General features: G+C 35.4%; 11 protein-coding genes. 5 read left to right on the top strand and 6 right to left on the bottom strand.

The window, feature by feature from the left end:
- The first annotated feature begins 1 nt into the window (after position 1).
- The 5 genes from dagF to AC1DS7_RS17030 all read left to right on the top strand — a co-directional run bounded on the left by dagF (position 2) and on the right by AC1DS7_RS17030 (position 4,274).
- Positions 2 to 757, top strand: coding sequence for a 2-dehydro-3-deoxy-phosphogluconate aldolase (gene dagF, locus AC1DS7_RS17050; protein WP_002143558.1), 756 nt, complete (start codon positions 2 to 4; stop codon positions 755 to 757).
- A complete protein-coding gene (locus AC1DS7_RS17045) occupies positions 750 to 1,766 on the top strand; it encodes a sugar kinase (RefSeq protein ID WP_215588564.1) in 1,017 nt (338 codons plus the stop codon). Before dagF ends, AC1DS7_RS17045 begins: the two co-directional genes overlap by 8 nt.
- Positions 1,766 to 2,491 (top strand): GntR family transcriptional regulator, encoded by a 726-nt coding sequence (locus tag AC1DS7_RS17040; RefSeq protein ID WP_002015828.1) that lies wholly within the window; start codon positions 1,766 to 1,768, stop codon positions 2,489 to 2,491. Before AC1DS7_RS17045 ends, AC1DS7_RS17040 begins: the two co-directional genes overlap by 1 nt.
- A 65-nt stretch (positions 2,492 to 2,556) precedes the next feature.
- Positions 2,557 to 3,882, top strand: a complete 1,326-nt coding sequence (gene gntP / locus AC1DS7_RS17035) for a gluconate permease GntP (protein WP_002143553.1) — start codon at positions 2,557 to 2,559, stop codon at positions 3,880 to 3,882.
- A gap of 179 nt (positions 3,883 to 4,061) precedes the next feature.
- Positions 4,062 to 4,274 carry a YjcZ family sporulation protein gene (locus tag AC1DS7_RS17030; RefSeq protein ID WP_002129632.1) on the top strand — a complete coding sequence of 71 codons (213 nt, stop codon included), beginning with the start codon at positions 4,062 to 4,064 and terminating at the stop codon, positions 4,272 to 4,274.
- A gap of 53 nt (positions 4,275 to 4,327) precedes the next feature.
- Here AC1DS7_RS17030 and AC1DS7_RS17025 read toward each other — a convergent pair whose 3' ends face one another.
- From AC1DS7_RS17025 to AC1DS7_RS17000, 6 genes are all read right to left on the bottom strand, one after another.
- Positions 4,328 to 6,307, bottom strand: a complete 1,980-nt coding sequence (locus tag AC1DS7_RS17025) for an FtsX-like permease family protein (RefSeq protein ID WP_002143552.1) — start codon at positions 6,305 to 6,307, stop codon at positions 4,328 to 4,330.
- Complete coding sequence (locus AC1DS7_RS17020; protein ID WP_000393251.1) at positions 6,304 to 7,056, bottom strand: ABC transporter ATP-binding protein; 753 nt, start codon at positions 7,054 to 7,056, stop codon at positions 6,304 to 6,306. Before AC1DS7_RS17020 ends, AC1DS7_RS17025 begins: the two co-directional genes overlap by 4 nt.
- Positions 7,057 to 7,075: 19 nt before the next feature.
- Complete coding sequence (locus AC1DS7_RS17015) at positions 7,076 to 9,034, bottom strand: FtsX-like permease family protein (protein ID WP_002143551.1); 1,959 nt, start codon at positions 9,032 to 9,034, stop codon at positions 7,076 to 7,078.
- Positions 9,035 to 9,113: 79 nt separating this feature from the next.
- Positions 9,114 to 11,084, bottom strand: a complete 1,971-nt coding sequence (locus AC1DS7_RS17010; protein WP_002143550.1) for an FtsX-like permease family protein — start codon at positions 11,082 to 11,084, stop codon at positions 9,114 to 9,116.
- 94 nt (positions 11,085 to 11,178) lie between these two features.
- Positions 11,179 to 12,201, bottom strand: a complete 1,023-nt coding sequence (locus tag AC1DS7_RS17005; RefSeq protein WP_002034498.1) for a sensor histidine kinase — start codon at positions 12,199 to 12,201, stop codon at positions 11,179 to 11,181.
- 2 nt (positions 12,202 to 12,203) lie between these two features.
- Entirely contained in the window at positions 12,204 to 12,899 is a 696-nt protein-coding gene (locus tag AC1DS7_RS17000) for a response regulator transcription factor (protein ID WP_002034497.1), read from the bottom strand.
- Positions 12,900 to 13,021 lie beyond the last annotated feature (122 nt).

Genomic DNA, 13,021 nt, shown 5'->3' with positions numbered 1-13,021 from the left:
AATGACAAACATTCAAAAACGTTTTTATAAAGGCCGCGTAGCATTAAATGTATTAGCGAACAATACCCGAAATGCGAAAAACATTTTTGAAGCAGCAGAAGGTTATGTAGTCGTTGGAGTGTTATCAAAAGATTATCCGACAGTAGAAGAAGCAGTAACTGCGATGAAAGCATACGGAAAAGAAATTGATGACGCTGTATCAATCGGACTTGGAGCAGGAGATAATCGCCAAGCGGCAGTTGTAGCTGAAATTGCGAAGCATTATCCTGGTAGTCATATTAACCAAGTGTTCCCTTCAGTTGGAGCGACGCGTGCAAATCTTGGCGGAAAAGATAGCTGGATTAATAGTTTAGTATCACCAACAGGAAAAGTAGGGTACGTAAATATTTCTACTGGTCCAATTAGTGCAGCTGGAGAAGAAAAAGCAATCGTTCCAATTAAAACAGCAATCGCACTTGTACGTGATATGGGCGGGAATTCATTGAAATACTTCCCAATGAAAGGCTTGGCTCATGAAGAAGAATATCGCGCTGTTGCGAAAGCATGTGCGGAAGAAGGATTTGCATTAGAGCCAACAGGCGGAATTGATAAAGAGAACTTTGAAACAATTGTACGTATTGCATTAGAGGCAAATGTAGAGCAAGTTATCCCGCACGTGTACTCTTCTATTATTGATAAAGAAACTGGCAATACGAAAACAGAAGATGTTCGTGAATTACTAGCGGTCGTGAAGAAGTTAGTTGATCAATATGCGTAAGAAAATTGCAGCATTCGGTGAAGTAATGATGCGCCTGCAAGTGCCAGGATATGAATTGCTGTCGCAAGCAAACACATTAAATTACTCATTTTCAGGTACAGGTGTGAACGTTGCAGCAGCACTTTCTCATCTAGGACATGAAGGTTTTCTTATTTCAACTTTACCGGAAAACTCTGTTGGGGATGCGGCGGTATCGCACATTCAAAAACTAGGGATTCAAGCACCGTTTATTTCAAGAGGCGGTAAATATGTGGGCATGTACTTTTTGGAAAATGGATTTGGCGCACGTGCAAGCCGCGTTACGTATTCTAACCGATTAGAAAGTAGTTTCAATACGGCGTCTGAAGAGATTTACCAGTTTGAAAAAATAGCTAAAGAAATTGATATCGTTCATTTTTGCGGAATTACCCTTGCGATGAATGATACTGTGCGCCATCATATGAAATCTTTGGCGAAGGCAGTTAAAGAAAATGGAGGCACTGTCGTTTTCGATTGCAACTATCGTCCGTCGCTTTGGGGAGAAGATGGGTATGAACAGGCGAAACCTCATTATGAAGAAATGCTAGGCTTTGCCGATATTGTAATGATGAATGAAAAAGATGCGATGTTTGTCCTCGGAATGAAAACGGAAGAGACGGAGCGAGAAGCACAGCTTGTTGATCTTATTCCAAAAGTCGCTGAAATATATAATATCGCTACGATCGCGGGAACGCATCGTTCTATTAATAGCGATAATACACACTCACTTCGCGGATTCATATGTAAAGATGGGACGTTCACTTTTGCCAAAGCACTTACGTTTTCTGTATATGATAGAATAGGTGCTGGAGATGCTTATACGAGCGGAATTATTCATGGCGAGATAAAAGAGTTTGCACCAGAGAAAGCTGTTTCATTTGCGTCAGCAGCTGGAATGCTTGCACATACAATCGTCGGTGATACGCCAATGTCATCAGAGAAAGATATACTTCGGGCAATGACGGCATCAGTAGGTGATGTAGAAAGGTAGTGGGTGTAACGGTGAACGTAACGAGAAAAAGAGGTCCATTATATTTACAAATTAAAAATATTATTCGTGATCGAATATTACATGGTGTTTATGCCATTCATACAAATATTCCTTCTGAACCACAATTAGAAGAAGAGTTCAAAGTGAGTAAAATTACAGTGCGAAACGCAATTAAAGAACTCGTTCAAGAAGGATATTTAGAAAAGAAAAGTGGTAAAGGAACGAAAGTCATTCGAAATACTTCTGCGACAAAGCTTTCAAAGGGAAAGAAATTTACAGAAGTGTTAGTGGAAGAAGGCTATAAAGTACAAAAGAAATTGCTAAAGGCAGAAGTGGTTCATAATGAAGAAGGAACAGTACCATTTCGTTTGTTTGGTAAAGAGAGTTTTCGTATTGAGCGTCTATATGCTTTAAATGATACTCCGTACATTCATTATACGCACTATTTCTCAGCACAAATGGCAAGTACAGACTTAGCGGACTTTGACTTACAATCGCTTTATGATCTAGTCGAGGACCGTGGTATACATTTAGAAAACTTCAGAGATGAATTCGCTGTTGGATTTGCGCCTAATTTCGTTGCAGAAGCGTTAGGAGAAAAAGAGGGAACAGCGTTATTAAAACGTATGCGCTATTCTTACGATGAAGTTGGCGAAGTAATTGAATATAGTGAAGGCTACTACAATACGGAAATGCAGCATTACGTTGTAAATTATGATGTGTAAAAAGTGAAGAGGGACCAATTCCCTCTTTTTTTGTAAAAAAATTTCATATCGAAGGGGAATGGGATATGGATATATACTTATTAATCGTCACGTTAATTGCGATCGCAATTGTTATTTTAGGGGTATCATGGTGGAAATGGCATGCGTTTATTAGTTTAACAGTTGCTAGTCTATTTTTAGCTATTATGTCTGGATTGAACTTGACCAAAATTGTTACTGCCTATGAAACTGGTGTTGGTAGTGTACTAGGGCATTTAGTTGGTATTTTGGCTCTCGGAACAATTTTAGGGAAAATGATGTCCGATTCAGGGGCTGGCATGCAAGTAGCAGATTTCTTCATTCGATTCTTCGGGGTAAAAAAATTACCTTGGGCTATGTTATTCGCCGGATTTGTTATAGGGATTCCAGTGTTTTTTGAAGTGGGAATCGTCATTTTATTACCACTTGTTATTTCAATTCGAAAAACAACGAAACAAAATATATTGTTAATTGCTTTACCTGTTATTGCTGGATTATCGATTGTACATGGGCTAGTGCCGCCGCATCCAGGTGCGATGACAGCAATCGGGATTTATAACGCGAATTTAGGAAAGGTACTATTGTATTCATTAATTATCGCGTTACCAACAGCAATTATCGCAGGACCGGTATTTGCAAAATGGGTACATAAGAGGGTTATACCTGAAAATGAACCGGAGCTTGTTCGAGTTACGACAGTATCTACTGATTTGCCAAGTCGTAAAGCTTCATTCTTTATCATTTTATTACCAGTAGTTTTAATGATTTTATCAGTAGTCGCACCATATATTTCATTACCGAAAAAAATAACTGAATTTTTAGTATTTGTAGGAAGTCCGGTAATCGCTTTACTTATTTCATGTTTCGCAGCGTTTTATTTGCTTGGTATAAAACAAGGAATTAATAAAAAGATGATTAAAAAATTAACAGATGAAAGTTTACTACCTGTCGGTTCCATTATTTTAATAATTGGTGCAGGCGGTGGATTTAAACAAATATTAATTGAAAGCGGCGTTGGAACAGCCATCGCTCAAATGGCAGAACATATTTCATTATCACCAATCGTCTTAGCGTTCATGGTAGCGGGATTAATCCGAATTGCAACAGGTTCAGCTACTGTAGCATTAACGACAGCAGCTGGAATTGTTTCACCGGTTATTCAGCACATGTCTGGTGTAAATTTAGAATTACTCGTTATTGCAACCGGTGCAGGTTCATTAATGTTTTCTCACGTAAATGATGCAGGATTCTGGCTTGTAAAAGAGTATTTAGGTTTGACAGTAAAAGAAACGTTTAAAACGTGGACGGTGCTGGAGACATTGTTATCATTTATTGCATTCGGCTTTGCGCTTTTACTTAATATGTTTGTTTAGAAGAAGGGGGTGCCTATTTAAAGGTATCCTCTTTTTGTGTTGGGGCTCTTTTCATGAAACAAGCCCGTTTTTAGGAGTGCCAAGCTTCCGATTTGCCCTGAAAACATAATATAAATGGAATCCCCTCATTTAGAGCAAGTTGAACTTGTTATGAATGATACTAAAGGAGGAATAGAGTAATGAGCGAAAAGTGTGAACACAGACATGATGATTGTAACCGCAGACATGATGATTGCGACCGTAGACGTGGCTGCGGCGGCGGTTTTGCGCTTCTAATCGTATTGTTTATTTTATTAATTATCATCGGTGCTAGCTGCTTCGGCGGAGGCGGCGGTGGTTGTGGTTACGGCGGTTATGGTGGATATGGCGGCGGCTATGGTGGATACTGCTAATTATTAAAAACTATTGAAAATGGCCTTGTGCAATATGCACAAGGCCATTTTATTCATATTTTTATATGCTGTGATAATTTATTAATGTACAGAGAGCGGATTAAGAAAAAGAAAATAATCTCGATAATCCCGAAAAAGGTGAGTACAATCAGTAACTCTTTTAGTAACGAGAAAGAAAACATGCTTTGTAAAAACTTAACCGCAAATAACGTGTGAACACCAGCAACGATGTAAGGAACGAAAAATAAAATTCCTAATTGAATCGTTGCGGAGCGAAACATTTCTGATTCAGTTAAGCCCAGTTTTGTAATCGTAATGTACTTTTGTTTTTCATTCGTTAAGTCGTTATACATACGGAAGTATAAAACGCTAGCCGCTCCGATAAAGAAGATAAAGCCAAGAAATGCCCAAATAAAGAATTGAGCAACTGCATTTTCTTTATTATGGAGTAACTCATCAGTAGCTGTATAAATATTAAAAGGGACGGGAGATGCATGCTTATCATCTTTATGTGCCTCATAATATTTTTCGGTGTCATTACTAATACTTTTTAATATATTTTTCGTTGGAATAATTGCATTTTCCCAATTATCCACGAAGTAGTTATAAACTGTAATGGTTTCAATATGAGGAATCATAGTATCGATTGCATAATCTTGCATAATAACTAAATTTGCTAATGCAAATGGTGGTGCTATTCCTTTGTTAATAAATCCCTTTATATAAAACTCCTTTTTATTGGATTCAAGCGTAATTGTATTTTGTTTTACAAATGGATTTGATACAAGGTTTAATAGCTCTGGTGAATAGCCAGAAATAATGTAAACTTCTTTTGAATCAAGGGTGATTGTAGGTCTCTTTAACTGCTTAGCAATTTCGTTATAATCACTCATTTTCATAATTGCAATCTCTTCTTTTGAAGCATTATCTTTTAAAAGCGTAAATTTATATTTTTTATATTGAAAATGAGCATTGGAAAGTTCGGATTCAATAGTATTAACGTGCTTTCGTTCAAGGGAATGATCCCCTTCTAATTTGTATGTGAAGGGAATAGGATATCGCTCTAGTATCGACGCTTTTGTATTATTATTCGCAGCAAATAGTCCGATAATAATCGTAAATGCAAGCGCAGATAGCATAGAAACGATAAAGAGTACATTAATATTACTACGGGTACGAGCAACTAAGTCTGAAATCCATAACATGTTTATTTGTTTCAAATAAAACTTTCTACGTTTCTTTAAAATATAGATAAAAAGAAGAAATGTTTGTGAAAAGAAAAAATATGTTCCGACTACTACGAGTGGCAAAATAGATAATATAATAAAGAAGACAGATCCGTTTTGCACATTTTTTTCGGTTACGTAGCCTTGTGGATAACCAGCAATATAATAACATAACCCTAAACAAGTTAAAGCAAATATCGAAATGAGTATAGACGGCCTTTTTTCGGCTGTCACTTTCTTGTTCCCTTTAATAAGATGGACTGTTTTACGAGTCCGAATAAACATAGGTGTAAATGTAGAAACGATTAAAAATAAAATGATAAACGTTACGGTTGTCACGATAATCGCTTCTGTTGGCCAATATAAATAGAGACCTTTCGCACTTGTTAATTTTGAAGTGACTAATAAGAAAAAATTAGAGAACACTAGGCCACCTTGTATACCGATAAAGATGGACAATATCCCGATTATCATGTTTTCAGTAAATAACAGTCTTTTTAATTGTTTCTGTGAGATACCGAGAATCGTGAGTATCCCGAATTGCTGCTTCCGTACATTTAAAAATGTTCCAATTGAATATAAGAGAAAGAAGAACGAGAACATAACAATCACAAGCTGTGCTGTACTCGCTAAGTTCATTAGAGGATCCCGTTCTTGAAAGCTTTGTACATTTTGTAAGCGTGGATGATACGCGTATACAGTAAATGAAAAGAAAACCATAATAGAAAAAGCACTACTTACAAAATAAGCAAAATATGCTTTAGAATTACGCGAGACATTTTTAAATGCAAATTGCCAAAACGTCATCCACGCCTTCCTCCTAATAATGCTAAAACATCTAATATTTCTTGATAAAATTTCTCGCGATATAGTCCGCGGTGTAATTCATTGTAAAGCCCACCATCTTTAATGAAAATAACGCGGTTACAATAACTTGCTGCAAACGGATCATGAGTAACCATTAAAATTGTGGCATCCTCTTCTTTATTTAATTTCGTAAATAGCTCCATTACATCAATTGCTGCTTTAGAATCTAAGTTTCCTGTCGGTTCATCCGCAAGTAGAAGTGACGGATGATGAATAACAGCGCGTGCTACCGCGGTACGCTGTGCTTGTCCTCCAGAAACTTCAAAAATACGCTTGTCCAAAATATGATCAATTCCAAGTTTCTTTGAAATGTTATCGAGCTTTTCGTCCATTTCTTTTAAAGGAACATTATCTAACGTTAAAGGCAGTACGATATTTTCACCGATTGTTAGTGTATCTAATAGGTTAAAGTTTTGGAAAACAAACCCTAACTCTTGGCGGCGGAAAATAGCTAGTTTCTCTCTACGAAATGTGTGCGGTTTTTTTCCATTAATCACGACATCACCAGAAGTAGGGGAGTCAATTGTAGAGATAACGTTTAAAAATGTAGATTTACCGCTACCAGATGGTCCCATGATAGCAACAAATTCTCCTTTATCTACATGTAAATTTATATTTTTTAAAGCAGTATGAGGGACTTTTCCTTCATACACTTTTGAGACGTTTTTTATGTGTAATACTTCTTCCATAATAATCACCTTTCTATTTTTAAAACTTAATATGTTGTGATAATTTTTGCATATAAAAGGAACGAATTAAAAGGAAAAAGATAATTTCAACCGTTCCAAAGATTACAAGTACAACTGTAATCTCAGCGAATAATGATAGATGTAATATCTCTTGTAACATCTTTGTCGCAAACATCGTATGGATCGATGCCATAATGTAAGGAACAAAGAAAAGAATCGCAAGTTGAATTGTAGCGGATTGCTTCATTTCGACTTCTGTTAAACCGATTTTTGTAATCGTTATATACTTTTCTTGCTCATTTGTTAAATCTGTATACATACGGAAGTAAAGAACACTGCCAGCTCCGATAAAGAAAATAACACCTAGGAAAGTACCAATTAAGAAAAACGAAGCAACATTTAATTTTGTTTTGTATAGAGAATCGCTTGCTTCACTTGCATGAAACGGTGGATGTTCTGCCTGAATAGCTGCATTGTCATTATCAATTTTTGTTATAAATGCTGAACCGATATTATGTGCCTTTTCCCAATCTGGAACTTTGAAGCTATATACACTCATCTGTTTTGAAGTAGTTGATAAGGCTTCTACATTTTCATCAGATAGTACGAGTAATTGGTATATTAAGCTGTTTGGGAAGGGGTTATAACTTTTATATTCTTTCACTTGTAGTTGTAAATTGTTTTGAGTAAGTGGAAGAATATTTTTCTTTTCTTTAGTATGAATTGTTCCAATAACTTGATCGTCTAAGTCTTTCATAAGAATATAAGATTCATTCTTATTCACCGTGAGAGTTTCCCAGCTTAATGCTTTAGCAAGTACATTATAGTCACTTTGTTTAATGGCATAATAGAGCTGTGAGTTATCCTCAGCTGAAGATACTTCATATATGTCTGTTTTAAATTTTGTATAAGTAAATTGCTCTTCGTTAAATTTTTGTTCTAACCAATTTAAATGTTCATCAGCTAACGTATTTTCAGTATGTGATAAATAAGTAAACGGGAAAGGATTTTTCCTTATTTCATCAAACTTTGTGAATTTCCCAAACCCATATAAGAATGTAATCATTGTGAAAGCGAGTGTCGATAACATCGTCACGATAAAGAGCATGTTAATATTTGTCCGAATCCGAGTTGCTAAATCAGAAACCCAAAGCATATTAATACGTTTCATATAAAATTTTCTTCTCGTCTTTAATATGCGAATGAGTAAGAAGCTAATTTGTGAGAAGAAAAAATATGTCCCAGCTGCAGCAAGTGATGGGATGACAAATATACAGGAGGCAGCGTACAAAAGCCCAGCGATATCTCCTAGTGACATAAAATATAGTGGGTTTGCTGCTAAAACATATCCAGATATTAAACATATCGCACCAAAGAGAGAGATGAGTACAGATGCTTTTCTTTCTTTTTGTTTTGTTCCTTCTTTTAAAAGACGTACAGCTTTTCTCGTACGGATTAGCATCGGTGTAAAAGATGATACGAGAATGAAGAGTCCAAGAAAGATAATTATAGTTAAAACGATAGCAGCTGTAGGCCACCAATATAAATATAAACCAGGCACATGCGTAATTTTGGCGGTAACTAATAAAAAGAACTGTGAAAAGACAAGGCCAAATTGAATGCCGAAAAATATGGATAGGCCACCAATTAGCATGTTTTCTAGAAATACGAGCCTCTTTAATTGCTTTGGAGATATGCCAAGTACTGTTAAAATCCCGAACTGTTTTTTTCGTACTTTTAAGAAAGTACCGATTGAATATAGTAAAAAGAAAAATGAAAAGAATACAATGACAACTTCTGAGATTGTCATTAATATGTTCAGAGCAGCATTCACGCCCGTCATATGCAATTTAGGATGAAATAAATAAACTGCAAACGAGAAGAAAATTGCAATGGAAAACGCACTGCTTACAAAATAGGCGAAATAAGCTCTGGCGTTCCGTGTTACGTTTTTAAAGGCAAACTGCCAAAATGTCATTCACCTGAACCTCCTAATAGAGTGAAGAGGAAAAGGATATAAGAGATACCCTTTTCCTGTACTAATATATTCATAAAACTTAACCATTCGTATACTCTGATAACTTTTGCATGTAAAAGGAACGAATGAATAAGAAAAAGACGATTTCAACTATGCCAAAAATAATAAGAACGGCTGAAATTTCTTTGAATAGTGATAAATCAATTACATCTTGAAGCATTTTTGTTGCGAACATTGTATGAATGGATGCCATAACATATGGAACGAAAAATAAAATGCTAAGTTGAATGGTTGCAGATCGTTTCATCTCTGCATTTGTTACACCAATTTTTGAAATTGCTACATATTTTTCTTGTTCGTTTGTTAAATCTGTATACATTCTGAAGTAAAGAACGCTACCTGCTCCAATAAAGAAAATGACACCTAAGAATGTCCCGATTAGGAAGTATGCAGCACTTCCTGATGTGATTCTATATAATGAGTCTGCTGATTCATAGGAGCGTATAAGGGGGCCTTCGTATTGGAATTCCTGTCGATCCTTTTGTATTTTTTTCATAAAATCATTAGCAATTTCATACGTCTTTTCCCAGTTTTGTACGTTATAATTGTACGCTGATACATGCTTTGTTGTACTTGGTAAGTTGTTTACAACAACATCAGGTAAAATTAAAGTTTGATATGAAAAGTTAGATGGAATGGCCCCTGCTTGTTCATAGCCCTTTACTTGTAATATCGTATTTGTGCTAGAAAGTGTAATGGATTTTCTATTGAAGCTTGGATCAAATTGGCTGAATAAGGTGAAATAAGCGCTGCCGCTTAAGACATATGCTTCGTTATCACTCATGAATAGTTGTTTCATTCGCAGGGAAGCTGCAAGTTTATTATAGTCACTTTGTTTCATTGCATAGATGTCATTGTAAGTCGTTATACCTGCATCTTCTTTCAGTGGTGTTTCATATAAATCAGCTTCTATCTTTTTATAAGAGAAATTTTCTTTTTGTAACTGCTGTTCAAGCCAAGTTAAATGCTTGTTAGCAAAAGGATTTGCGTCATATGAAAAATAAGAAAATGGAAAAGGTGAACTTCTCGTAACATCTAGCTTTGTAAACTTTCCAAATCCATATAGAAATGTAATCATTGTGAATGCTACTGTAGATAGCATCGCTACAATAAAAAGCATATTAATATTTGTTCGAATACGACTTGCTAAATCAGAAATCCAAAGCATATTAATCCGTTTCATATAAAAACTTCTTCTTTTCTTTAAAATATAAATAAGTAAGAAACTAATTTGAGAAAAGAAAAAATATGTCCCAATTGTAACAAGTGCTGGAATCACAAAAATACTTGAAACCATATATATAACGCCTACTTGCGGGTTTACTGAGAAGAAATATTTAGGATTTACAGCTAAAATATAACCACCTAATAAACAGATAGCACCAAATAGAGAAATTAATATGGATGGTTTTCTTTCTTTTTGTTTTACATTGTTTGTTTTTAAAAGGTGCAATGCTTTTTTTGTTCGAATAAGCATTGGTGTGAATGCAGATACAGCGATAAAGAGACCAAGAAACACAATCGTTGTTAAAATGAAAGCATTCGTAGGTATATATAAATATATCCCTGGTACGTGCGTAATTTTCGCCGTCACTAATAAGAAAAATTGCGAAAAGACAAGCCCAAACTGCATACCAAAAAAGATAGATAAAATACCAATTAACATATTTTCCGTAAAAACGAGACGATGTAATTGCTTTTTCGATATACCTAAAACGGTTAAAATACCAAATTGTTTTTTACGAACTTTTAAAAACGATCCGATTGAATATAGTAAAAAGAAGAAAGAGAACAGTACAATGACAACTTCTGAAAAAATCATTAATCCTGAAATTTCAGAGATCATACTGAAATTTTGTAATTTCGGATGAAATAAATAAACAGCAAACGAAAAGAAAACAGCGATGGAAAAGGAACTGCTTAAAAAATAGGCAAAATAAGCTCTTGAGTTGCGCGTTACATTTTTAAATGCAAATTGCCAAAATGTCATAATATGTACCTCCCGTTAGAAGGCCAATATGCAGTTTTATTGCAAAAAATGTATGAGAGTATATTCTCATACATTTTGCTAGCATATGTTCCGATCATGCTTTGGTCACCTTCTCCGTATTTTCTGCTTGATTGTTTGCAGCGTTGTGGAAGATGATTTTAATCGTCGTTCCTTTACCAACTTCAGAGTCTAGTTTTACAGAATGACCTAAATAATCACAAATTTTACTTACGATATAAAGTCCCATACCAGTAGATTCTCCGAATGTACGACCATTTTTCCCAGTGTAAAATGGTTCAAATACTCTTCGAACATCTTCTTGCGGAATACCAACGCCCTCATCACGAACTTCCAAAATGATATCTTTTCCATTTCGATAAGCTGATAAGAAAACTTTCTTTCCGCGTTCACCAGAATAACGAACAGCATTTGTCATTAACTGATAAATGATGAACTTTAGCCATTTCGCATCAGAAGCAACTTTTAAATCTGAATGAACTTCTAAAACAGGGAAGACCCCGTTTCGAATGAATAGTTCTTTTAATCCGTTAATATTTTTTGTTACAGCATCTTTTAATGAAACGGTCTCAACATGGAAGTCTTCATGGAAGTTGTTTAACCTTGCCATGTATAAAGCCATATCGAGTCCTTGATTTAGTCGCTCTAATTCTTTTTTAAATTGCGGGATTAAATGTTCATCTTCCATTTCAAGCACCATAAGTTGCATAACAGAAACGGGCGTTTTCATTTGATGTACCCAGTGGTTAATAAATAATTGGTGTTCTTGCTGTTTTACTTCAAATGTTTGTAGGTCTTTTTGGAATAGACGATATTGCGTACGAACGAGCTCGTTTACACCGTGGGGCATAGGAGCAGTCGCTCTTTCAATAAACGCATCTTCCATTTTCTCTGGTGGTTCACTTAATCTGTGGTACATTCTACGATTACGAACGTAACGATAAGCGAGGAAACAGATGAATAAATATAAGCTTAAAACGATGAAGTAAAACTTATTATTTTGAAATCCGTCTACTGCATCATAAAGAACGAAAATGATTCCGAAGTTTAATACATATAGTAGAAAAAATGCAAAATGATCACGTAAAAATAGCTTCATGCTTATTCACTCCAAGTTGTGTTAAAACGATATCCAAGTCCACGTACTGTTTCAATAGAGTTCTCAATACCAAGCTCATTAAACTTTTTACGAAGACGCGTAATGTTTACGTTTAATGTATTTTCTTCAACGAAGCTCTCATCATCCCAAAGGGCAGCTAATAAATCTTCACGACTCGCTGTACGAGGGAATTTAGATAATAGCATTTCTGCTAAAATAGCTTCTTTCTTTGTTAAAAGAACTTGCTCAGATCCGAAATGAATTTCTGGACGTTCAGGGAATAGTTTTAAACCTTCTACTTCAACGATACGTTCAGAAATATTTGGTGCATAATCACCATAAATACGGCGTAATTGACCTTTAATTTTTGCCATTACAACGTCATAGTGGAACGGTTTCGTAATGTAATCATCCGCGCCACTTTCAATCGCCATAATTTGTTCCATTTCACCAGCACGAGCTGAAATGAAAATAATTGGACAAGTAGATTCATGACGGATTTGACGGCACCAGTAGAAACCATCGAATTTCGGTAAGTTTACATCAAGTAAAACAAGATGCGGTTTCACGGCGTTAAACGATTCCATAATATCATCGAAGTTCTCCGCAACAACAGCATCATAGCCATATTTTTGAATGTGAGATTGTAGTAATGATGAAATATTTGGATCGTCTTCAACGATTAAAATTTTATACATATGTATATTCCTCCTAAAAAAAACAATTGTAGCTATAGTGTACCATGTGTTTCTCGTCTTTTCATTATGTTGAAATATAAGCTAGTAAACAGTATAGGTCAAAAGCGTGAAAAGTAAAAAAG

The sequence above is a fragment of the Bacillus sp. P4_E1 genome (assembly GCF_056401715.1).
Note: the sequence above shows the minus strand (reverse complement) of the source record. Positions and strands in the feature narration are given on the sequence as shown.